The sequence below is a fragment of the Klebsiella michiganensis genome (genome assembly GCF_015139575.1).
Taxonomy (GTDB): Bacteria; Pseudomonadota; Gammaproteobacteria; order Enterobacterales; family Enterobacteriaceae; genus Klebsiella; species Klebsiella michiganensis.
This window is the reverse complement of record NZ_AP022547.1, coordinates 4216558-4240355: the sequence shown is the minus strand read 5'-3', so window position 1 is coordinate 4240355 and position 23798 is coordinate 4216558. Positions and strand designations below refer to the sequence as shown.

The window sequence follows — 23798 nt, the reverse complement described above, 5'->3', positions numbered from 1 at the left end:
CTACATTACAGACCTTTGATATTTTCGGCTTCTAACTCGTTGAAATATTTCAGTGTCTTAACTTTTAGTTCCATGGTGGACGGCTCATCGCAGACCACCACCGCTTTCGGGTGCAGCTGCAGACAGGTAATGGTCCACATATGGTTTACGTTGCCTTCCACCGCCGCCTGCAGCGCCAGCGCTTTCTGATGACCCAGCACCAGAATCATCACTTCCTCCGCGTCCAGCAGCGTGCCCACGCCAACGGTCAGCGCGTACTTAGGCACCTGGTCAACGTCACCGTCGAAGAAACGGGAATTCGCTACGCGAGTATCATGGGTCAGGGTTTTGATGCGTGTGCGTGAAGCCAAAGAAGAGGCTGGTTCGTTAAAAGCGATGTGGCCATCGTTACCCACGCCGCCCATAAACAGGTGGATTTTACCGTAAGAACGAATTTTTTCTTCATAGCGACGGCATTCTGCATCAATATCCGGCGCGTTACCATTCAGCAGGTTAATATTTTCCGCCGGGATATCAACGTGATCAAAGAAGTTGCGATGCATAAAGCTATGATAGCTTTCCGGATGCTCTTTCGGCAGCCCAACGTACTCATCCATGTTGAAGGTGACAACATGCTTAAAGCTAACCTGGCCTGCTTTGTGCATCTCAACCAGGGCTTTATAAGCGGTCAGAGGCGTACCGCCGGTAGGCAGGCCCAGGACAAACGGACGGTCCGCAGTCGGTTTGAACGCATTGATGCGGTTAACGATATGCCGGGCAGCCCATTTACCGACTTGTTCAGCTGTTACCAGGGGGATCAGTCTCATTGTTCACCTCTATAGTTAAATTAGAACCTGGCGGATTGGCGCCAGCATACTATTAAGAGTATCGCAGCAATTGCGCCGAGCGGGGTCAATCCGTGTTGATTTTTTGAATGATAAAATAAGTTTTCGTTGTTAGCCAGTCAAAGGCGGAGGTGAATACGATATTTGGTGACTATTGTCACAAAAAATACCCATTTAATTTGCGAGACGAATTAATTTTTCAGACACTTTGCAGGTAAGTTAAAAATTTAACCAGGTTACACAATAATAAAGTGGCTTTAATGAGCCTTATCGGGGTCTCATAGGGGGAATAAGATGAATATTTTAGGTTTTTTTCAGCGACTCGGTAGGGCGTTACAGCTCCCTATCGCAGTGCTGCCGGTCGCGGCGCTGCTGCTGCGATTCGGTCAACCGGATCTGCTTAACATTTCGTTTATCGCCCAGGCGGGCGGGGCAATCTTTGACAACCTGGCGCTGATTTTCGCTATCGGCGTCGCATCCAGCTGGTCGAAAGACAGCGCCGGTGCCGCAGCGCTGGCGGGGGCGGTAGGTTACTTCGTGTTGACGAAAGCGATGGTCACCATCAACCCGGCCATCAACATGGGCGTCCTGGCGGGTATCATTACCGGTCTGGTTGGCGGTGCCGTCTATAACCGCTGGTCGGGTATCAAACTGCCTGACTTCCTGAGCTTCTTCGGCGGTAAACGCTTTGTACCTATCGCAACCGGCTTCTTCTGCCTGGTGCTGGCAGCCATCTTCGGCTACGTCTGGCCGCCGGTGCAGAACGCCATCCATGCAGGTGGTGAATGGATTGTGGGCGCGGGCGCGCTCGGCTCCGGTATCTTTGGTTTCATCAACCGTCTGCTGATCCCGACGGGTCTGCATCAGGTGCTGAACACCATCGCCTGGTTCCAGATTGGTGAATTCACCAACGCTGCTGGCGCCGTGTTCCACGGTGATATCAACCGCTTCTATGCGGGTGACGGCACCGCGGGGATGTTCATGTCCGGCTTCTTCCCGATCATGATGTTCGGTCTGCCGGGTGCGGCGCTGGCGATGTATTTCGCGGCCCCGAAAGAGCGTCGTCCGATGGTCGGCGGTATGCTGCTGTCGGTTGCCATCACCGCATTCCTGACCGGTGTGACTGAGCCGCTGGAATTCCTGTTCATGTTCCTGGCGCCGCTGCTGTATCTCCTGCACGCCATCCTGACCGGTATCAGCCTGTTCGTTGCGACGGCGCTGGGTATCCACGCGGGCTTCTCTTTCTCCGCAGGCGCCATCGACTATGTGCTGATGTACAGCCTGCCGGCAGCCAGTAAAAACGTCTGGATGCTGATTGTGATGGGCGTTGTGTTCTTTGTTATCTACTTCCTGTTGTTCAGCGCGGTAATCCGCATGTTCAATCTGAAAACGCCGGGTCGTGAAGATAAAGTGGATGACGTGGTCACTGAAGAGGCCAACAGCAATACCGAAGAAGGTTTAACCCAGCTGGCGACCAACTACATCGCGGCGGTCGGCGGTACGGATAACCTGAAAGCGATTGATGCCTGTATTACCCGTCTGCGTCTGACCGTGGCGGACTCTGCGCTGGTTAACGACGCGGCCTGTAAGCGCCTCGGTGCTTCCGGTGTGGTTAAACTGAACAAGCAGACCATCCAGGTTATCGTGGGTGCGAAAGCCGAATCCGTCGGCGATGAAATGAAGAAAGTGGTTGCCCGTGGCCCGGTTGCCGCGGCGGCTGCAGCGTCTCACAGCGCACCCGTAGCCGCTCAGGCTGCTAAACCGCAGGCTGTTGCTAACGCGAAAACCGTCGAAGCGCTGGTTTCGCCGATTACCGGCGACATTGTAGCGCTGGAGCAGGTACCGGATGAAGCGTTCGCCAGCAAAGCCGTCGGCGACGGCGTGGCGGTGAAACCGACCGATAAGATTGTTGTTGCGCCGGCGGCTGGCACCGTGGTGAAGATTTTCAACACCAACCATGCTTTCTGTCTGGAAACTGAAAACGGTGCGGAAATCGTCGTCCATATGGGTATCGATACCGTCGCGCTTAACGGCCAGGGCTTTAAACGTCTGGTGGAAGAGGGCGCGGAAGTGAAAGCGGGTCAGCCGATTCTGGAACTGGATCTTGAGTTCCTGAACGCTAACGCGCGCTCGATGATTAGCCCGGTCGTATGCAGCAATAGCGACGACTACAGCGCGCTGGTTATCCAGGCAACCGGTAAAGTGGTTGCAGGCCAGACGCCGCTGTACGAAATTAAAGGCAAATAAGACTCCTGAGTGGCGTTTATGCCTCAGCGGCGCAGCGAAACCTGCGCCGCTTTTTTTACCGCAAACACCCCCATAATCTCCTTCCGATCGCTATTTTGCGTAACTAATAGTTGTCTCTACGCCCTGCTTGTAAGATCATGTACCGTTATACGTTGTTTACGCTTTGAGGAACCCACGATGAGTGAGGCAGAAGCCCGCCCGACTAACTTTATTCGTCAGATCATTGATGAAGATCTGGCTACTGGTAAGCACACCACCGTTCATACCCGTTTTCCACCGGAACCGAACGGCTATCTGCACATTGGCCACGCGAAGTCTATTTGCCTGAACTTTGGTATCGCTCAGGATTACCAGGGCCAATGCAACCTGCGTTTCGATGACACCAACCCGGTGAAGGAAGATATCGAATACGTTGAGTCGATTAAAAACGACGTGCAGTGGTTAGGTTTCCACTGGTCCGGGGATGTTTGCTACTCGTCTGATTATTTCGATCAGCTGCACCAGTATGCGGTTGAACTGATCAATAAAGGTCTGGCCTACGTTGACGAACTGTCAGCGGAAGAGATCCGTGAGTACCGCGGCACGCTGAAAGAGCCGGGTAAAAATAGCCCGTACCGCGATCGCAGCGTGGAAGAGAACCTGGCGCTGTTTGAAAAAATGCGCAGCGGTGGATTTGCCGAAGGTAAAGCCTGCCTGCGCGCGAAAATCGACATGGCCTCTCCGTTTATCGTGATGCGCGATCCGGTGCTGTACCGCATTAAGTTTGCCGACCATCACCAGACCGGAAGCAAGTGGTGCATCTACCCGATGTACGACTTTACCCACTGCATCAGCGATGCGCTGGAAGGGATTACCCACTCGCTGTGTACTCTCGAGTTCCAGGATAACCGCCGCCTGTACGATTGGGTGCTGGATAACATCAGCATCCCCGTGCATCCGCGCCAGTATGAATTCTCGCGCCTCAACCTCGAATACACCGTGATGTCCAAGCGTAAGCTGAATCAGCTGGTGACCGAGAAGCACGTTGAGGGCTGGGATGACCCGCGTATGCCGACCATTTCCGGTCTGCGCCGTCGCGGCTATACCGCTGAATCCATCCGCGAGTTCTGCAAACGCATCGGCGTGACCAAGCAGGACAACACCATCGAAATCGCTTCGCTGGAATCCTGCATCCGTGAAGATCTGAACGAAAACGCCCCGCGCGCGATGGCCGTTATCGACCCGGTTAAGCTGGTTATCGAAAACTATCCGCAGGGCGGCAGCGAAATCGTGACCATGCCGAATCATCCGAATAAACCGGAGATGGGCAGCCGCGAGGTGCCGTTCAGCGGCGAAATCTGGATCGATCGCGCCGACTTCCGCGAAGAAGCGAACAAGCAGTACAAGCGTCTGGTGCTGGGCAAAGAAGTTCGCCTGCGTAACGCTTACGTGATCAAAGCGGAGCGCGTGGAGAAAGATGCGGAAGGCAACATCACCACTATCTTCTGCACCTACGATGCCGATACCCTGAGCAAAGATCCGGCCGACGGTCGCAAGGTGAAGGGCGTGATTCACTGGGTGAGCGCGGCGCACGCGCTGCCGGTAGAAATCCGCCTGTACGATCGCCTGTTCAGCGTACCGAACCCGGGCGCGGCGGAGGACTTCCTCTCGGTGATGAATCCGGAGTCGCTGGTGATCAAACAGGGTTTTGCCGAGCCGAGCCTGGCGCAGGCGCAGCCGGAAAAAGCGTATCAGTTCGAGCGCGAAGGTTATTTCTGCCTGGATAGCCGCTATGCAACCGCAACCCAGCTGGTGTTTAACCGCACCGTCGGTCTGCGCGACACATGGGCGAAAGTCGGCGCGTAGCTACCCGCCGTTATTGAGAACGCCGCTTACTGCGGCGTTTTTTTTATTCAGAATCAGAGAATTAAATCCTCATATTTTTGCGATGCGAATTAATCTTGTTTACAGATTGTAATAACCGCTTTTTTTAACCCTTTCCATCTATTGCATATAAATATGTAATCGCTTTCATTTCCCCTAATTTTCTCTTTTTTTGCAAGCACTTCACCCGAAAAAAGTGTGACATCTACGACTGAAACAAAAAGACATAAATTATGTGCGCTTTGTCATAATCTTCATCTTTGGTCGGCGAAAGAGATTGATAATTCGCGTCACGAAAAATAGTCTATACCTAGTGGTTATGCGAATTTTTACCGCACCACTTTTTAAGCAGTCTTATTTTATTTTTTTGCGCGTTGCCATTGGTAACCGCACTTTAAAACGTCAAAGAGGATATGCATATGCGTACGTTTAGTGGCAAACGTAGTACGCTGGCGCTGGCTATTGCCGGTGTCACAGCCCTGTCAGGATTTGCAATGGTGCCGGATGCAAAAGCAGAAGGGTTCATTGATGATTCAACGTTAACCGGCGGTATCTATTACTGGCAGCGTGAGCGCGACCGTAAAGATGTGACCGACGGCGATAAATATAAAACTAACCTGTCGCACTCCACCTGGAACGCCAACCTCGATTTCCAGTCCGGCTATGCCGCCGACATGTTCGGTATTGACGTTGCTGCCTTTACCGCCATCGAAATGGGCGAAAGCAGCGAGAGCGGTCACCCGAACGAAATCGCTTTCTCCTCGCGCAATAAAACCTACGATGAAGACTATTCCGGCGATAAGAGCGGGATCAGCCTGTATAAAGCAGCCGCAAAATTTAAATTTGGCCCGACCTGGGCGCGCGCGGGCTATATTCAGCCAACCGGCCAGACGCTGCTGGCACCGCACTGGAGCTTTATGCCGGGTACCTATCAGGGGGCTGAAGCCGGTGCGAACTTTGACTACGGCGATGCGGGCGCGCTGAGTTTCTCCTATATGTGGACGAACGAATATAAAGCGCCGTGGCACATTGAGATGGATGAGTTCTACCAGAACGACAAGAAAACCAAGGTGGATTACCTTCACTCTCTTGGCGCCAAATATGATTTTAAAAACGACCTTGTGCTGGAAGCGGCGTTTGGTCAGGCACAGGGTTACATCGACCAGTATTTTGCCAAGGCCAGCTATAAGTTTGATGTTGCAGGCACGCCGTTAACCACCAGCTATCAGTTCTACGGCACCCGCGATAAGGTCAGCAACGGCGGGGTTAACGATATCTATGACGGCACCGCGTGGCTGCAGGCATTGACCTTTGGCTATAAGGTTGCCGACGTTCTCGACCTGCGTCTGGAAGGAACCTGGGTTAAAGCTGATGGTCAGCAGGGCTACTTCCTGCAGCGTATGACGCCAACTTACGCATCGTCTAACGGGCGACTGGATATCTGGTGGGATAACCGTTCGGACTTCAACGCCAACGGTGAAAAAGCGGTGTTCTTCGGCGCGATGTATGACATGAAGAACTGGAACATGCCGGGCTGGGCCTTCGGCGCCTCCTACGTTTATGCCTGGGATGCGAAGCCGGGGAGAATGTCCTCGCCTGATGCGTACTACAACCCGGATAAACGCCTGGAAGAGTCCGCCTATAGCCTGGATGCCATGTACACCGTTCAGGAAGGACGCGCTAAGGGCACGCTGTTCAAACTCCACTTTACGCAATACGACAACCACTCCGATATCCCAAGCTGGAGCGGCGGTTACGGCAACATCTTCCAGGATGAGCGCGACGTGAAGTTCATGGTTATCGCTCCGTTCACCATTTTCTGATGCCACTGCGGCGGGGGAAACCCGCCGCAATTTCCCGAGGTTCATGATGAAAAAGTTAATACTTGTCGCCATTATGGCAGCAGGTCTGGTTGCCTGTACCCAGTCGCCAGCGCCTAAGGAAGACTCAAAGTTAAAAGATGCCTACAGCGCCTGCATTAATACCGCAGAGGGCAATCCGGATAAAGTTGAAGCCTGTCAGAGCGTACTGAACGTGCTGAAGCAGGAGAAACAGCATCAGCAGTTCGCGACCCAGGAAAGCGTGCGGGTGCTGGATTATCAGCAGTGCATCCAGGCGCGCAAAACCGGGAACGATCAGGCTGTAGAGGCGCGCTGCGACCAGATCTGGAAAGAGATCCACAGCAACAATACGCCGCGTTAAGCCAGACGGCGGCAAGCAAACGGGCGGAGCGTCAACTCCGCCCGTTGCTATTTTAGCGGGGTATTTCTGCCGGCTGGTAGCCGCGGCCCAGGCGTACGAAGAGCATCGCGGTAGCGGCCAGGCCGCATAGCGCGGCGCACATCAGCCACCAGCCCGGCGAGCTTTTGTCGCCCGTTATCTCGACCAGCGCGGTGGAAATGGCCGGCGTCAGGCCGCCGAAGATCGCGGTGGCGAGGCTAAAGGCCAGTGAAAAGCCCACGGTGCGGACGTAGACCGGCATCACTTCCGTCAGGGCGGCCACCATCGCGCCGTTATACATCCCAAAGAAGAACGAGAACCAGAGCAGGACCAGCGTCATGCGGGTGAAATCCGGCGCGGCGGTGAGCCAGTGCATGACCGGCCAGGTAGTGAGCAGCGCCAGCAGGGTTATGCCCATCAGCACCGGCCGACGGCCTATTCTGTCAGAAATTGCCCCGCCAATCGGTAACCAGATAAAGTTAGAGATGCCGACCAGCATGGTCACCAGCAGACTGTCGCGGGCGCTCAGATGCAGAACGGCTCTACCGTAGGTCGGCGTATAGACGGTAATAAAATAAAAGGTGGTGGTGGTCATCGCCACCAGCAAGGTCCCCGCCGTGATGATGCGCCAGTTTTTGGCAATCGTGCTCAGGATCTCACGCGTGTCAGGGCGATGCTTGCGCTGCAGGAAGGCTTCGGTTTCCTGCAACGAACGCCGCAGCACAAAAATCAGCGGAATAATCATACAGCCAATAAAGAAGGGAATACGCCAGCCCCATTCGGCAATCTCATCGTGGCCGAGCGTTTCATTCAGCGCGTAGCCAATCAGCGCCGCGACGACGATAGCCACCTGCTGGCTGGCGGATTGCCAGCTGGTATAGAACCCTTTTTTCCCCGGCGTGGCGATTTCCGACAGATAGACCGACACGCCGCCGAGCTCGACGCCCGCCGAGAATCCCTGCAGCAGGCGACCCACTAATACCAGAACGGGGGCGAGAACGCCGATGGTTTGATAGCCGGGAACCAGCGCTATCAGCAGCGTCCCGCAGCCCATAATTGCCAGCGTCACCATCAGCCCTTTACGCCGTCCGATCCTGTCAATATAGGCCCCCAGCACTATCGCGCCGATGGGGCGCATCAGAAAGCCCGAACCAAACACGGCGAAGGTCAGCATTAACGCCGCAAACTCGCTCTCCGCCGGAAAGAACGTTCTGGCGATATAGGTGGCGTAAAAGCCAAACAGAAAAAAGTCGAATTGTTCGAGAAAATTACCGCTGGTCACGCGGAGAATGGCGCCAAAGGTACCGGCGCGCGATGAGGGTTGCGTCATAGGGGTTGCTCTCCATTGTCTTTATCTTGTTTTTATAGAGGTAAGATGAGCGGACTAGTCGCCTGCGACTGCCGCCTGTTTTCCGCGCCGTTTCTCAATCGCCCATTTGAGTAACGCCGCACAGCGATAAAATCCGTGGGCGAATTTTCCGTATGGCAGGGTCAAAAACAGCGCCATGACCACGCCGAGGTGAATGGCAAGCAGAATGCCCATCCACGAGGTGTCTCGTCCCGCCAGCAGGGCGAGGCCGGTGAAGCTGGTCAGCAGCAGCAGCAGAATAAAGCCGCGATCCATCGGTTTTTGCCGCGGGTCGCCGTGCAGCGGCGAGCGGCGCAGGTTCAGCCATAGCAAACCCGCCGGGCCCACCAGCAGGCCGATGCCGCCGAGCGTGCCCAGCACAACCGGTACGCTGAAGAACGGGTAGGGGGCCTCCCAGCCGGCGATATAGTGATAACCTGTGGCTACCACTGTGGCGGCGAAACAGAGCAGAAACCCGTAGAAGGTAAAGTGATGGAAACGGCGGCGCAGCAGGGTAAACGCGTCATCGGCCTCGTTGCAGCCCTTACCGTGACCGCCGTCGAGATACTTCAGCGTGAGCGCATTATGCGAGGCTTTAGCGATGTCGATGGCCTGAGGCTGACCCGGCGAAATCTCGCGCCAGAAGCGGATCACCCCGGCCATCAGTAACCCCATGGCCAGTATGAAGACCGTGCCAAACATCCACGCCAGCAGGTTATGGGGAAAAATCTGGTAGAAATCGCCGGCCAGCGGCGGATGAAGCAGGGAGCCTTTTAGCCCCATCGCCAGCAGCAGAAAGAGGATCAGCCCGCCGACCAGCGCCAGTACCGTGGTTACGCCGGCCCGACGATACAGGCTGCCGAAAGCCGCGGGCTGAGCATAGTGTTGATAGGTCTCCAGGCGCACTTCCGCCATCGCCTTCGGGACATTAATGGCAAACTCGTGCGGCGGCGCGTACTGGCAGGCATGCAGGCAGGCGCCGCAGTTATGGCACAGGTTGGCCAGGTAGTTTATATCCGCTTTGCCAAAAGCCAGGCGCTGGGTCATGGCCGGAAACACGGCGCAAAACCCTTCGCAATAGCGGCAGGCGTTACAGACCTGCATCACCCGTTCAACTTCCGCTTCCGACTCGGTGATGATTTGCGCGTCAATGATCAGCTTTTCAAGCGATTTCATGGTGTGTCTCCTGCTGCGCCGCGCGGGCGGCCTGCTGGCCGGCAATGCGGCCGAACGTCGTACCGATGGACATGCCCACGCCGGCGGTATACCCCTTGCCCAGCACGTTGCCGGCCATCATTTCGCCGGCGACGAACAGGTTGCGGCTCGGCTTGCCCGCAAAATGGACGGCGGCGCGTTCATTAACGTACAGCCCAAGGTAGGTAAAGGTGATCCCCGGCCGTAGGGCATAGCCGTAGTAGGGCGGGGTATCGATGGGCCGCGCCCAGTGGGTTTTCGGCGGCGTCAGGCCGGATGTCGCGCAGTTATCAAGCCGGGTATGATCGAACTGGCCCGGCGTACAGGCGGCATTGTAGCGGGCGATGGTTTGCGCCAGGCGTTCCGCGTCCAGCCCCAGCTGGCGAGCCAGCTCTTCAATGGTATTGGCCTGGGCGCCGGGGAAAACGGGCGGCATAAAGTGGCCGATCGCTTTGCTGTCGATGATCGAGTAGCCGATTTGCCCCGGCTGGTGGGCGACCAGCCTGCCCCAGATGGCATAGCGTTTGGGCCAGAAATCTTCCCCTTCATCATAAAAGCGCCCGGCGTCGCGGTTGACGACCACCCCCAGCGACACGCAGTCCACGCGCGTGCAGATCCCGCCATCGTAGAGCGGCGCCCTGGCGTCAATGGCGACGCAGTGGGATTGCGAGGGGTCGCCAATAATGTCAGCCCCGGCGTCAATCATAAACTTGAGCAGCACGCCCTGATTGAAGCGGGTGCCGCGGATGAGAAAGTTATCGGCTGGCCATTCACCGCGCTCATTCTGTCCCCATGCTTCACGCAGCCACTCGCGGTTAGATTCAAATCCGCCGGCGGCGAGGACGCAGGTTTTGGCGACGATCCTCTCTTCGCCCGCCAGCGCGGCGACGAATTCGCCGTTATCTAATTCGAGCGCCTGTACCGGCGTGTCGTAGCGGATCTTTACGCCCATCTGCTCCGCGCTGCGGTAATAGGCATTTATAAGAGCCTTGCCGCCGCCCATAAAAAAGGCGTTGGTGCGGGCCACGTGCAGGGCGCCGGAGAGCGGCGGCTGAAAGTTAACCCCGTGCTGGCGCATCCAGTCCCGGCACTGCGATGAGGTGCGGATCACCAGGCGCGCCAGCGCTTCGTTGGTGTTGCCCTCGGTGACGCGCAGCAGGTCCTGCCAGTACTCTTCTTCCGGATAGCAGTCGACCAAAACATCCTGCGGAGCATCGTGCATACAGCGAAGATTCCGCGTGTGCTGAGAGTTGCCGCCTCGCCATTCCCGCGGCGCGGCCTCCAGCAGCAGTACGGACGCGCCAGCTTCCCGGGCGGTTAAGGCGGCGCATAGCGCGGCATTGCCGCCGCCAATGACCAGTACATCCACCATTTATGGCTCCATTACGCTTTGCTTGATTGTTAAATTTGTAATGAAAATGTATTCGTTACGGCCGGCTGGACGCTATGGCGTATTGCTAAAGGGGGGTTTAGTTTGCGTAAAGGCTGGCGCCGGGCCAGCGACCTGACTCAACCAGCTGACGCATGACTTTCGCCAGTATTACGCGGGCCGCAAGGCCTGCCGGAGTCAGCTCATCATCGGAAAGGCTGACGAGAAAATTAGGTCGACTGAGTATCGGATTGTCGACGCCGATCACTCTCAGGGACTCGCTGTCGAGATGGGAAATTGCCGCCCCCGGCTGCAAAGTGGCGCCGAGCCCGTCGCGGACGGCGCGCATCAGCAGGGCCAGGCCGTCGATTTCAGCCACCACATCGACGCTCAGGGCATGCTCCTGGCAGATCGCCTCCAGCCTGCCGCGCAGTCCATGCCCCAGGCTTGGCATTATCAGCGGGATAGCGGCCAGCTGGCCAGGCGAGATGCTCGCTTCGGGAAGGGGAGAGAGCACGTCATGGGTGCCAATCAGAAACAGACGCTCTTCGAGAATAGGTCTGGCGCTCCAGCGCACAAGCTTCTCCTTCTGGAACACGATAGCTAAGTCAAGCTGGCGGGTGTTGATCATGCGTTCAAGGTTACCGGAGAGGCTCTCGACCAAATGCAGGCGGACGTCGGCATAGCTTTCGCGCATCGCGTGAATAAAAGGCACCCCGAGAACGGAGGCGGTGCTGGGGGCCATACCGACGCTGACGTGGCCGGAAAGGCGCGCCTCGCGCGCGGCGAGAACCGCATCATCGGCGTGACGCAGCGCGAGCTGCGCCTGGGAGTAGAAGGCGAGGCCGGCGCTGGTCGGCATTACGCCGCGAGACGTCCGCTGCAGCAGGCGAATGGCGAGTTCGTTCTCGAGGCGCGCCATCTGTTGGCTAAGCGCGGAGACGCCGATATCCAGGTCAAGCGCGGCGCGGCCCATACTGCCGGTTTCAATAATGCGCACAAAATAGCGTAGCTGGCGAAGCTCCATGTCGACTCTCCGTACACGTCAGGATGCACTGACAGTAAACGTATTGCAGCGCGAGAGAAAGAGGCGGCAGATTCCGGGCAAAAAAAAGCCAACCTTCAGGTTGGCTTTTGGCGGTATACGATGCGGTGATTATTTCTCTGCCGCGTCGTGGGCATGTTCATCTTCGCGGCAGTCGCCTTCTGCGCAGTGGCCGTACAGGTACAGGCTGTGGTTAGTCAGGCGAATACCGTGCCTTGCGGCAATTTCACGCTGGCGCGCTTCGATGGAATCATCGCTAAATTCGATCACTTTGCCGCAGTCGAGGCAAATCAGGTGATCGTGATGATGCTGCTGCGTCAGTTCAAAAACGGATTTACCGCCTTCGAAATTATGACGGGTGACGATGCCGGCGTCGTCGAACTGGTTCAGTACGCGGTAGACGGTAGCCAGGCCAATCTCTTCACCCATATCAATCAGGCGTTTGTATAAGTCTTCCGCACTGACATGATGGTTATCCGGTCCTTGCAGCACTTCCAGGATTTTTAATCTCGGAAGCGTCACTTTCAGGCCAGCTTTCTTTAATGCGGTATTGTTGTCAGTCATGCGGAATCTGTCCTGTTGCTAAACGATCTACTTCCTTCAGCGGAAGTAATACAGAGAATCACCCGATGTAATGCGTCTCATTATAGAACTGCCATGGTGAAATGAAAACTGCAAGCATCGGGCCTTGTATGCTGTCAAAAACGAGGCACTCGCTACAAAGTGCTTCACGCGACCCCGTTAAATCAGAGGACATTGTACAGATATGTGATTAAAAGTTAAAAACTTGTAGCTATAACTTTGATTGCTTTTATCTATCAATTCGGCGAAACCTGATGATTACGCCGTTCAGACTCAGGCATTCTTGATTTCTTCGAGGTGCAGCTCTTCAGAAATCTGTTTTACCCATTTTTCCACGCGTTCGTTAGTCAGCTCTGGCTGACGGTCTTCGTCAATGGCCAGGCCAACAAAGTGATTGTCATCGGCCAGGCCTTTAGAGGCTTCAAAATGGTAGCCGGCGGTCGGCCAATGGCCAACGATAGTTGCGCCACGCGGTTCGATGATGTCGCGGATGGTCCCCAGCGCATCACAGAAGTATTCAGCATAGTCTTCCTGATCGCCACAGCCAAACAGAGCCACCAGTTTGCCATTGAAATCGATCTCTTCCAGCGTCGGGAAGAAATCGTCCCAGTCGCACTGGGCTTCGCCGTAGTACCAGGTGGGAATGCCGAGCAGCAGGATATCGTGAGCTTCCAGATCCTCTTTGCTGCTTTTGGCAATGTCGTGAACATCAGCAACGTCTTTACCAAGCTGCTTTTGGATCATTTTTGCAATATTTTCGGTGTTGCCGGTGTCGCTGCCAAAAAAGATGCCGATGATTGCCATGAGTAAAATAACCTCTTGAAACTTAATGATGTGGTAGTGGCGTAATGCCCGCAGATAGGGGCAATGATAGCAGAACTGAGAAGGGCGCGGAAACAGCAATCACGCCCAACTGCACACTCTGCTACACGAAAGCTTATTTTTTGAGGGTTTTAGGCTTTATCCTGGTCGCGCAGGGCTGCCAGCTGGTTCATCAGCATCTCTTCGATGAGATCGCTGCGGTTCATGTTACGGGCTTCGGCCAGCTCATTAAGCGCATCGACAGCATCGGCATTGAGCTTTAGCTCCACGCGCTTCAGACCGCGACTCTTATCGCGTTTAAGCTGATTGCGTTTGTTGATGCGCAGCTGTTCATCGCGCGAAAGCGGATTCGTTTTCGGTCTACCCGGCCGACGCTCAGTTGCGAACAAATCTAATGTCGTACGGTCCGTTTGTTCTTTTGCCATGATTCAGAGTGACTTCGGGGGAAACAAGCTATCGGGCATAGCCGACGCAGACAGCGCGCCATAATACATCAGGCGACGGGCTGCGCCAACGGCCGCGGGCATTAAGCCGCGCGGTCGAGTATATTTTAGGCAGTTACGCGGCGATAGAGGTCAAATAACGACGGATCGCGCGGATAACGGCCTCCGGTTTTTCTGCATGCACCCAGTGCCCGGCGCCGGCGATAACGTGCGCGCGCGCCTGGGGAAACTGAGCTAATAAAGTCTCGCGGTAGGCATCGGTGACGTAGGGGGAGTTGCCGCCCGGAATAAACAGCGCCGGATGCGGCCAGGGCGGAACGGTTTGCCAGCCGACGATATTATCGTACTGCTCCCACAGCACCGGTACGTTAAACCGCCACTGGCCGTCCACGAAAGATTTTAACAGAAACTGAATCACGCCCTCTTCGTTAAGGTGCTGGCGCATGATCGTCGCCGCCTGCTGACGCGTAGCGGCCCCCGCGTCGGTGACGGCATTGATGGCGGCGAAGATTTCATCATGGCGGCGGACGTGATAATCCACCGGGGCGATATCAATGGCGACCAGGCCCGCGATACGCTCCGGGGCCAGCGCGCTCAGCGCCATCACCGCTTTACCGCCCATTGAGTGACCAATAAAGGTGGCTTTCTCAATCTGTGCTTCATTGAGAATATCAAGCAGATCCTGGGCCATCGCGGGATAGGTCATGTCAGGCGAGCGCGGCGAAAGGCCGTGGTTTCGCATGTCGACCTGGATAATATCGCGATCGAGAACCAGATCGCGGGCGAGGATCCCAAGATTATCCAGGCTGCCAAAAAGGCCGTGGACCAGGACGATAGGGGGATTATTGTGCGGATTCTGTGCAGATTGCGCTCGGCTATTTAATTTCATGGCAAAGTTCTTTTTTTCGCTCCGTCGGGTTAGGGTATTATGTTGGACATTCTGCCATCCGGCTGCAAGACCCGGAAGATATCCGAGTTTTACCGCCATCCTGGTTTGACGCTATCCGCGGTTGGGATTTGTCCCTATAATCCCGACAACTTGTATTCAGAAAAAGATATCGCACTGGATTAAGATGAAAACAATTGAAGTTGATGATGAACTCTATAGCTATATTGCCAGCCACACCAAGCATATTGGCGAGAGCGCATCCGACATTTTACGGCGCATGTTGAAGTTTTCCGCCGTTTCCCAGCCTGTCGCACCGGTAGCGAAAGCCGCTCCGGCCCCTGCGCCAACGCCTGTCGTTGAAGTGAAACCCGCCAATCCTCTGAAAGATAAAGTTCGCGCTATGCGTGAGCTGCTGTTATCTGATGAGTACGCCGAACAAAAGCGCGCGGTAAACCGTTTCATGCTGGTTCTGACCACCCTCTACGCCTTAGACAGCAAAGCGTTTGCCGAGGCGACCGAGTCCCTGCACGGGCGCACCCGCGTTTATTTCGCTGAGGATGAACGCACGCTGCAGAAAAACGGTAATCAGACGAAACCTAAGCAGGTACCGGGAACGCCGTGGTGGGTCATTACAAATACCAATACCGGTCGCAAATGCAGCATGATCGAACATATCATGCAGTCAATGCAGTTCCCTGCGGAATTGATCGAAAAGGTTTGCGGTACGATCTAGTTAGTTAACTTTGCACCAGAAGGATCAGGCAATGGCAATCGATAAGCGCGCGGGTCAACCTGCGCAACAGAGTGATTTGATTAACGTCGCCCAACTGACTGCCCAGTACTATGTGCTGAAGCCGGAAGTTGGCAACGCGGAACATGCAGTGAAGTTTGGCACCTCCGGTCACCGCGGCAGCGCGGCGCGCCACAACTTCAACGAGCAGCATATTCTGGCGATTGCTCAGGCAATTGCTGAAGATCGCGCGAAGAACGGGATCACCGGCCCATGCTATGTTGGTAAGGACACTCACGCACTCTCCGAACCGGCTTTCATTTCCGTACTGGAAGTGCTGGCGGCGAACGGCGTTGACGTCATCGTTCAGGAAAACAACGGCTTCACCCCGACGCCGGCGATTTCCAATGCGATTCTGGTGCACAACAAGAAGGGCGGCCCGCTGGCTGACGGTATTGTTATCACGCCGTCCCACAACCCGCCGGAAGACGGTGGTATCAAGTACAACCCGCCTAACGGCGGCCCGGCGGATACCAACGTGACTAAGGTGGTAGAGAATCGCGCCAACGAACTGCTGGCTGCCGGTCTGCAGGGCGTGAAGCGTATTTCTCTTGATGCGGCGCTGGCCTCCGGCCACGTCACAGAGCAGGATCTGGTGCAGCCGTTTATTGAAGGGCTGGCGGATATCGTCGATATGGCGGCGATCCAGAAAGCCGGACTGACGCTGGGCGTCGATCCGCTGGGCGGCTCCGGTATCGAATACTGGAAGCGTATCGCTGAGCATTACAATCTCAACCTGACCATCGTTAACGACCACGTCGATCAGACCTTCCGCTTTATGCACCTCGATAAAGACGGCGCAATCCGCATGGACTGCTCCTCCGAGTGCGCGATGGCGGGCCTGCTGGCGCTGCGCGACAAGTTTGACCTGGCCTTCGCCAATGACCCGGATTACGACCGTCACGGTATCGTCACGCCGGCCGGGTTAATGAACCCGAACCACTACCTGGCAGTGGCGATTAACTACCTGTTCCAGCATCGCCCGCAGTGGGGCAAAGATGTGGCTGTCGGTAAAACCCTGGTCTCCTCGGCGATGATTGACCGCGTAGTCAACGATCTGGGGCGCAAACTGGTGGAAGTACCGGTTGGCTTTAAGTGGTTCGTTGACGGCCTGTTTGACGGCAGCTTCGGCTTCGGCGGCGAAGAGAGCGCGGGGGCGTCGTTCCTGCGCTTTGACGGCACGCCGTGGTCTACCGACAAAGATGGCATCATCATGTGCCTGCTGGCGGCGGAAATCACCGCAGTCACCGGCAAAAACCCGCAGCAGCACTACGACGAGCTGGCAGAGCGCTTTGGTGCGCCAAGCTATAACCGTCTGCAGGCTTCCGCGACGTCTGCCCAGAAAGCGGCGCTGTCTAAGCTCTCCCCGGAAATGGTGAGCGCCAGCACCCTGGCAGGCGATCCGATTACCGCGCGTCTGACCGCGGCGCCGGGCAACGGGGCGGCGATTGGCGGTCTGAAGGTGATGACCGACAACGGCTGGTTCGCCGCGCGTCCGTCAGGTACCGAAGATGCCTATAAAATCTACTGCGAAAGCTTCCTCGGCGCTGAACATCGTCAGCAGATTGAGAAAGAAGCGGTAGAGATTGTCAGCGAAGTGTTGAAAAACGCGTAATTGACCGCACGATAAACAGGCCCTTTTCAGGGCCTGTTTTTTTTCGCAGGGATAGCGATGAATCGGGAACGAAAAAACGTTTTTTGGTTTTGGGGCGGGATGGATCTCTTTTATCTCTTGCAGTTTATTGGCTGGAACATCTACCACCGGCGAGTACCGCTTTACGATGATATCCTCTCATTTTTACCGCTGCTGCAAACCTGGGGCTCCGCGGCCGCCTGGCTGTTTACCCTTCATTTTATTCTGACTATCAGCATTCCCGCGTCGATGATTCTCTTCTGGCGCCAGAGCCGCTATGCGCCGTGGCTGGCCTATGCGCAGACGCCGCTGCGTCTGGCCTTTATGCTCCCGTCGCTTTCGCTGGTGGTCTGGCTGGCGCAGGCGGTGGCGTTGAAAAGCGCGGCCTTCTTTATTGCTCTGCTGCTGGTCTCAGAGGCGGCAAAAGTCGTGACATTATGGCGATGCCGCAAGGTTTGACGTTATGTGTTATCCAGACGGCACAGGCCTGGCGGATATTACGCTGACTGAATCGGGCATAAACGGGTATTATTGCTTTGACCGGGTTTGCCCGTTTTAGCGAATATACGGCTAAAGCAAACGAACAATCACGGCTAATTCTGCGATTTTAATCACAAATTTATTCCATCCGAAATGAAAGTTGCCTCATATATATGATCAACTTCAAACTAAAAAAAGCTAAAAACTTGTTTTGATTTTGTATGATTTATGTCACTTACTGATATGGACGATTTTGTTATATTTATGTCATTAAATCCTGAATGCTTTCTTGAGAACGTCTATGTTACAAGTTAAACGTCATTCATTAATTGTGGAATATGTCGTAGAAAAAGGATGCGCCAGAGTTAATGAGCTCTCACAGATATTCGGTGTATCTCCAGAAACCATTCGCCGGGATTTAACCGCTCTGGCGAGAAATAAAAAAATAGTTCGCAGCTTTGGCGGTGCAATGATTTCTGAAAATAACGCATCATTTTTAGCTGCCGATACGCCGACAAATCACGGGAACTTTGTCGATAAAGCCGAGGCCTTTATTAAGCGCACCAAAGAGCAGCCGGAACGTAAGATGCGTATTGCTAAAGGCGCGCTGCAGTTTATTCATGAGCATGAGTGCATTATCATGGATAATAGCAGCTCCTGCTGGTTTTTAGCGCGCCAGCTGCCTGACATCGAGCTGACCGTGATTACCAATTCTTTGAATATTATTCAAACCTTAGCCTGTCGTAAGAAAATAAGAATAGTCAGCGTTGGGGGTGAATATTCTGAGCGCCACGGTGATTTTCACGGTCCGGTCGCCGAGTTCATTATCAACAACTTTAAGGTCAATAAGCTGTTTTTTTCTTGCCAGGGTCTCGACGCCGGGCTGGAAATAAAAGACAGCAATGAAGTCAACGTCCGGCTGAAGCAGGAGATGCTGAAAGTTGCCGATCAAAAAATCCTGATGGTCGATAGCAGTAAGTTTGAACGCTATTCACTCTATAAAATATGCGATCTGGCGGATATTGATGTGTTGATCACTAACGAATTACCAGCTGATACCTATCGCCAGCACCAGGTACATATTGTCGAGACTAAATAGCCGCTCTGCCAGATATTCTACCGGCATTATTATTGAATAGCCCTTGTGCCCGATGGAGGGGTATTGCGCCAGCAATACCATCCCTCTTCATTATTTATCCGAAAAAGAGGTTTACGATGGAACAATTACCTGAAGATATGAAAGCGGTTGTCTGCCATGGTCCCCAGGATTATCGCTTTGAGAAAATTCCCCGCCCGGTCGCCAAAGAAAAGGAAGTGGTAATTAAGGTTGACGGGTGTGGAATCTGCGCCGGCGACTGCAAGGCCCAGGACGGCGCGCCGATGTTCTGGGGCGATAATCCGTGGGTGAAAACGCCGGTGGTGCCCGGCCATGAGTTTTACGGTCGGGTTGCCGAATTAGGTCCGGGCTCCGCTGAAAAATATCAATTAAAAATTGGCGATCGCATCCTGGCTGAACAGATTGTCCCCTGCCATGAGTGCCGTTTCTGTAAAACAGGCAAATACTGGATGTGCGAAACCCATGATATTTACGGTTTCCAGAAGGATGTCGCCGATGGCGGTATGGCTGAATATATGCGTTTTTCCGAACGGGCGATTATTCACAAAATTCCTGAATCATTAAGCGAAGAAGATGCCGCGCTGATCGAACCTATGGCCTGCGCAATCCACACGGTACGCCGCGGAGATATCGAACTGGATGATGTGGTTGTTATCGCCGGCGCCGGGCCGCTGGGGCTGTGTATGGTGCAGGTCGCTCATCTGAAAACGCCGAAGAAACTGGTGGTCATCGACACGATGGACGACCGCCTGGCGCTGGCGAAAGCGTTTGGCGCCGACGTGGTCATCAATGCGGCGCAAGAGGACGCCATCGCTATCGTAAAATCCATGACCGATGGCTACGGCTGCGATGTGTATATCGAAGCGACGGGGGCCCCTATCGGCGTGACCCAGGGTCTGGAGATGATTCGTAAGCTGGGACGCTTCGTTGAGTTCAGCGTGTTTGGTAAAGAAACGACCGCCGACTGGTCGATTATTGGCGACCGTAAAGAGCTGGATATCCGCGGCGCGCATCTGGGGCCTTACAGCTATGAAATCGCCATCGATCTCTTTGCGCGCGGTCTGCTGACCGCCAAAGGCGTGGTGACGCATTTCTATTCTATTGATGAGTGGAAAGCCGCTTTTGAGATGGCTAAATCGCTCGATTCGATTAAGGTCGTCATTAAGCCATAAATTTTTTAACTAGTTAAGTTCGTCATTTTTAATTATTACGCAAATGACCGCTGATGGCTGTTCATTAAATACTGGATTTCAATCATGGGGATAACTGAGAACAATATCAGTGGCTTCTGGCTATCTGCCAGCGGCGTATTTATTGCTCAGTATATCAGGCAGCATCCGTACCATGAAAACGCTGATAAATAAATTTTATTTCTCAGCGCATTACTCAATAAGGAGATAGTGAATGCCTGTAAAATTTAAGACTAAAGCAATACTCTCAGGACTTCTTGCGATGAGCATGGTTGCCTGCGTTAATGCCAAACCTTTGACTATCGGTATGTCGTTCCAGGAATTGAATAACGAATATTTCGTCACCATGAAAGAGTCGCTTGAGCAGTCGGCAAAAGATATTAACGCCACCGTCTATACAGCGGATGCGGCGCATGATGTTTCCAAGCAGATTAGCGACGTTGAGGATATGCTGCAAAAGAAAATAGATATTTTGCTGATTAACCCGGCTGATAGCGTCGGTGCGGAAACCGCCGTGCTGGCCGCTAAAAAAGCCGGCGTGGTGGTGGTGGCGATAGATGCTCAGGCTAATGGTCCGATCGATTCTTTTGTCGGTTCAAAAAACTATGATGCGGGCTTTATTGCCGGAGAACACTTAGCCAAAGCGCTGGGTGATAAAGGCAACGTAGCGATTCTCGACGGGATTCCGGTGGTACCTATTCTGGAGCGCGTGCGCGGCTTTGAAGATGCCATGAAAAAGCATCCCAATATTAAAGTGATTACCAAACTGAATGGTAAACAAGAGCGCGATACCTCCATGAGCGTGACGGAAAATATGCTGCAATCCAACCCGATGCTCAACGGTATTTTTAGCGTGAATGATGTTGGCTCACTCGGCGCTCTGGCGGCGATTCAGGCATCAGGGCGCGATGTGAAGCTGGTGAGCGTTGATGGCTCTCCGGAAGCGGTCGCTGAAATTGCTAAAGGTAATACGCCGTTTATTGCCACCGCCGCTCAGTTCCCGCGCGATCAGCTGCGTATTGGTTTAGGTATTGCCCTGGCCAAACATTGGGGGGCGAATATTCCTAAAGAGATCCCTGTTGATGTGAAGCTTATCGATAAAACCAACGCCAAAGATTTCCACTGGTAATCGCATTATTACGCTACAGCGGCTCTCGCTTATTCAGGTGAGCCGTGCCGGATTCTTATTAAAGTATGGCTCGCTATTTTATCGAGCCATTATGGAGCGATGTTTATGCCCAGCTTACTGGAAGTCAAAAACGTCAGTAAAAGCTTCCCCGGGGTCAAGGCGCTGGATAATGTCAATATCACCCTTGGCCGAGGGGAGGTGCATGCTTTATTAGGTGAAAACGGCGCGGGTAAATCGACGTTAATGAAAATCCTTTGCGGGATATATCAACCTGACGCCGGTAATATTTTTATTGACGGTAAGCAGCAGCATTTTCATAACTATCGTGACGCGATTGCCTGCGGCGTAGGGATTATCTTTCAGGAGTTTTCTCTTATTCCCTATCTGAACGCTTATGAGAATATTTTCCTTAATCGCGAAAAGGTAAATCGTTTTGGCCTGCTAGATCGTAAAGCGATGCGCCGCGAGGCGTTACGCATTTTTAAAGATCTTGGCGTGACCCTCGATCCCGATGAGCAAATTTGCCATCTCAGCGTCGCCGAACAGCAGTTTGTGGAAATTGCCAAAGCGCTGTCGCTGGATGCGCGAATTCTCATTCTGGATGAACCCACCGCGACCTTAACCCCGAGCGAGGCGGAGCATCTTTTCCGCGTGATGCGCGATTTAAAGGCCAAAGGCGTCGGGATGTTCTTTATCTCGCACCATCTTGAGGAGATATATGAGATCTGCGACAGCCTGAGCATTCTCCGCGACGGCAAATATATCGGGTCGGCAAAGGTCGACAATATCGATATCGCCGAGATGATCCAGATGATGGTCGGCCGTGAGGTGGAGAATATCTATCCCGAGCGGCGGACGCTGGCGCATGATGAGATACTGCTGGAGGCCGAAATTCAGCTTACCGAGAGTAGCCAGCTCAATCGGCTGACGCTGCGCAAAGGGGAGATCCTGGGCCTCGCCGGGCTGGTGGGGTCGGGGCGTTCCGAAGCGATCCTGGCCCTGACCGGCGCGGATAAATGCTTCAAAAAGCGCGTCCGCCTGGCCGGAAAAGAGGTGACGATAAAATCCACCGACCGGGCTCTGCGTTTGGGCATTGGTCTGTTGCCGGAAAGCCGCAAAACGCAGGGACTGGTGCTGCCTTTTTCGGTCAAAGACAATATCTGGCTTAACAAACACGCCTGCCAGTTCTCGCTTATCCGCGATAACGAAGAGCGCCTGACCGCCGAGCGCTTAATTAGTCACGTTGGCGTGAAAACGCCGGATGCCGGGACCGCGGTGGGGACGTTGAGCGGCGGTAACCAGCAGAAAGTCGTTATTTCCCGTTGGTTGAATCATGATGTCAATATTCTTATTTTTGACGAACCGACTCGCGGTATTGATGTCGGAGCGAAATCAGAAATCTATCAGATTATGCGCGACCTCACCGCCCTGGGTATTTCAATAATTATGATTTCATCTGAGCTACCAGAGGTGATTGGCGTTAGCGACCGGGTAATGGTTTTTCGCGACGGTAATATCGTTGCCGAACTCGAGAACGACCAAATCAATTCCACTGTGATTATGCTGCACGCTGCCGGTAATATTATTTAGGGAGTATTAAATGAGTAATGAAAACGTGTCATTAGCGCCCGCCGCATCTCCTGATAAAAATAAAAAGATGCTCCATGGTTTATTAAAAATGCCCGCGTTCCTGCCGTTTGTTGGTCTGGTACTCCTGTTCTCCTGTATGGCTATTTTTAATGACTACTTTTTAACGGTCGATAACTTATCGACCGTCGCCCGTCAGGTCTCGATTAATGCCATCATTGCCATCGGGATGACCTTTGCCATTCTGACCGGCGGAATCGACCTTTCCGTCGGCGCGGTCATGGCCCTGGCCGGTACCCTGATGGCGGGATTAATGAAGTACTATGGTTTAGATCCGTGGTTAGCCATTCTTATCGGCCTGTGCTCCGGCGTCGCCTTTGGCGCGCTGAACGGCTTTTTAACCGCCTACGGTAAAATGCCGCCGATTATCGTGACCCTCGGGGCAATGATTATTGCGAAGGGGCTGGCGCTGATCTATACCGGCGGCTACCCCATCTCCGGCTTACCGGATTCATTCGCTTTTTGGGGCCGTGAATATCTGTTCGGTATTCAGGTGCCTATTATTCTGATGGTGGTTTTATATCTCATCTTTTATATCGTCCTGAATCATATGCCGTTTGGTCGCTATGTTTATTCCCTCGGCGGTAATGAAGAAGCGGCGCGCCTGAGCGGTCTGCGGGTGAAATATTATAAATTGCTGGTTTACGTGATCAGCGGTTTTACCGCCAGTTTTGCCGGTCTTATTTTCACCTCGCGGGTGATGAGCGGCCAGCCGAATGCCGGCGTCGGATTTGAACTGGATGCCATTGCCGCCGTGGTGCTCGGCGGGGCATCCATTGCCGGCGGCCGCGGAATGATTATCGGCACCCTGATTGGCGCCATGATGCTCGGCGTACTGAATAATGGTTTAAACCTTCTGGGGATCTCACCTTACGTTCAGTACGTGGTGAAAGGGCTTATTATTTGGGGCGCCACCTTTATTAGCTCAGCCAGACGTTAACTTATTTTAAATATGAGGCGAAGGAA

The 23798-nt window shown here is 54.1% G+C and carries 21 protein-coding genes; 12 read left to right on the top strand and 9 right to left on the bottom strand.

The features are described 5' to 3' along the window. Nucleotides 1–5: 5 nt before the first annotated feature. The gene (nagB, locus tag JLG71_RS19990; RefSeq protein ID WP_004130458.1) at nt 6–806 is read right to left on the bottom strand and encodes a glucosamine-6-phosphate deaminase; all 801 of its coding nucleotides are present in this window, start codon (nt 804–806) and stop codon (nt 6–8) included. A 312-nt stretch (nt 807–1118) separates the two neighbouring features. Between nagB and nagE the strand changes: the two genes are divergently transcribed. The 4 genes from nagE to chiQ all read left to right on the top strand — a co-directional run bounded on the left by nagE (nt 1119) and on the right by chiQ (nt 7136). Beyond that, nucleotides 1119–3071 carry a PTS N-acetyl glucosamine transporter subunit IIABC gene (nagE, locus tag JLG71_RS19985; RefSeq protein ID WP_004848836.1) on the top strand — a complete coding sequence of 651 codons (1953 nt, stop codon included), beginning with the start codon at nt 1119–1121 and terminating at the stop codon, nt 3069–3071. 177 nt (nt 3072–3248) lie between these two features. Further along, nucleotides 3249–4916, top strand: a complete 1668-nt coding sequence (glnS, locus tag JLG71_RS19980) for a glutamine--tRNA ligase (RefSeq protein ID WP_004848839.1) — start codon at nt 3249–3251, stop codon at nt 4914–4916. 437 nt (nt 4917–5353) lie between these two features. After that, entirely contained in the window at nt 5354–6757 is a 1404-nt protein-coding gene (gene chiP, locus JLG71_RS19975) for a chitoporin ChiP (protein WP_004130464.1), read from the top strand. A gap of 46 nt (nt 6758–6803) precedes the next feature. Then, on the top strand, nt 6804–7136 hold the full coding sequence (gene chiQ / locus JLG71_RS19970) for a ChiQ/YbfN family lipoprotein (RefSeq protein WP_004848843.1): 333 nt from the start codon (nt 6804–6806) through the stop codon (nt 7134–7136). Between the two features lie 52 nt (nt 7137–7188). Here the strand turns inward: chiQ and tcuC are convergent, their stop codons facing one another. The 8 genes from tcuC to ybfF all read right to left on the bottom strand — a co-directional run bounded on the left by tcuC (nt 7189) and on the right by ybfF (nt 14846). Then, on the bottom strand, nt 7189–8484 hold the full coding sequence (tcuC, locus tag JLG71_RS19965) for an MFS transporter (protein ID WP_048261222.1): 1296 nt from the start codon (nt 8482–8484) through the stop codon (nt 7189–7191). Between the two features lie 54 nt (nt 8485–8538). Further along, nucleotides 8539–9678: a tricarballylate utilization 4Fe-4S protein TcuB gene (gene tcuB, locus JLG71_RS19960; protein WP_014837817.1), complete on the bottom strand. Its 1140-nt coding sequence runs from the start codon at nt 9676–9678 to the stop codon at nt 8539–8541. Then, nucleotides 9665–11068, bottom strand: coding sequence for an FAD-dependent tricarballylate dehydrogenase TcuA (gene tcuA / locus JLG71_RS19955; RefSeq protein WP_200913772.1), 1404 nt, complete (start codon nt 11066–11068; stop codon nt 9665–9667). The genes tcuB and tcuA overlap by 14 nt, the downstream gene beginning before the upstream one ends. A gap of 97 nt (nt 11069–11165) precedes the next feature. Further along, nucleotides 11166–12092, bottom strand: coding sequence for a tricarballylate utilization LysR family transcriptional regulator TcuR (gene tcuR / locus JLG71_RS19950; RefSeq protein WP_025106387.1), 927 nt, complete (start codon nt 12090–12092; stop codon nt 11166–11168). Nucleotides 12093–12221: 129 nt separating this feature from the next. After that, a complete protein-coding gene (fur, locus tag JLG71_RS19945) occupies nt 12222–12674 on the bottom strand; it encodes a ferric iron uptake transcriptional regulator (RefSeq protein WP_004130476.1) in 453 nt (150 codons plus the stop codon). Nucleotides 12675–12965: 291 nt separating this feature from the next. Continuing rightward, on the bottom strand, nt 12966–13496 hold the full coding sequence (gene fldA, locus JLG71_RS19940; protein ID WP_200913771.1) for a flavodoxin FldA: 531 nt from the start codon (nt 13494–13496) through the stop codon (nt 12966–12968). A 149-nt stretch (nt 13497–13645) separates the two neighbouring features. Next, entirely contained in the window at nt 13646–13939 is a 294-nt protein-coding gene (gene ybfE / locus JLG71_RS19935; RefSeq protein ID WP_025106386.1) for a LexA regulated protein, read from the bottom strand. A 133-nt stretch (nt 13940–14072) separates the two neighbouring features. Further along, nucleotides 14073–14846, bottom strand: a complete 774-nt coding sequence (ybfF, locus tag JLG71_RS19930) for an esterase (RefSeq protein WP_196545363.1) — start codon at nt 14844–14846, stop codon at nt 14073–14075. A 184-nt stretch (nt 14847–15030) separates the two neighbouring features. Here ybfF and seqA point away from each other — a divergent pair, with 184 nt between their 5' ends. The 8 genes from seqA to JLG71_RS19890 all read left to right on the top strand — a co-directional run bounded on the left by seqA (nt 15031) and on the right by JLG71_RS19890 (nt 23772). Next, nucleotides 15031–15579: a replication initiation negative regulator SeqA gene (seqA, locus tag JLG71_RS19925; RefSeq protein ID WP_004848859.1), complete on the top strand. Its 549-nt coding sequence runs from the start codon at nt 15031–15033 to the stop codon at nt 15577–15579. 31 nt (nt 15580–15610) lie between these two features. Then, nucleotides 15611–17251, top strand: a complete 1641-nt coding sequence (pgm, locus tag JLG71_RS19920; RefSeq protein ID WP_014228422.1) for a phosphoglucomutase (alpha-D-glucose-1,6-bisphosphate-dependent) — start codon at nt 15611–15613, stop codon at nt 17249–17251. Between the two features lie 57 nt (nt 17252–17308). Then, nucleotides 17309–17728 (top strand): hypothetical protein, encoded by a 420-nt coding sequence (locus tag JLG71_RS19915; RefSeq protein ID WP_048261214.1) that lies wholly within the window; start codon nt 17309–17311, stop codon nt 17726–17728. A gap of 322 nt (nt 17729–18050) precedes the next feature. After that, nucleotides 18051–18848: a DeoR/GlpR family DNA-binding transcription regulator gene (locus tag JLG71_RS19910; protein ID WP_004848865.1), complete on the top strand. Its 798-nt coding sequence runs from the start codon at nt 18051–18053 to the stop codon at nt 18846–18848. A gap of 116 nt (nt 18849–18964) precedes the next feature. After that, nucleotides 18965–20038 (top strand): erythritol/L-threitol dehydrogenase, encoded by a 1074-nt coding sequence (locus JLG71_RS19905; RefSeq protein ID WP_004848867.1) that lies wholly within the window; start codon nt 18965–18967, stop codon nt 20036–20038. A 280-nt stretch (nt 20039–20318) separates the two neighbouring features. Then, a complete protein-coding gene (locus tag JLG71_RS19900) occupies nt 20319–21185 on the top strand; it encodes an ABC transporter substrate-binding protein (protein WP_227630943.1) in 867 nt (288 codons plus the stop codon). Between the two features lie 105 nt (nt 21186–21290). Then, nucleotides 21291–22775: a sugar ABC transporter ATP-binding protein gene (locus JLG71_RS19895; protein ID WP_106510528.1), complete on the top strand. Its 1485-nt coding sequence runs from the start codon at nt 21291–21293 to the stop codon at nt 22773–22775. A 67-nt stretch (nt 22776–22842) separates the two neighbouring features. Then, complete coding sequence (locus JLG71_RS19890; protein WP_046878552.1) at nt 22843–23772, top strand: ABC transporter permease; 930 nt, start codon at nt 22843–22845, stop codon at nt 23770–23772. Nucleotides 23773–23798 lie beyond the last annotated feature (26 nt).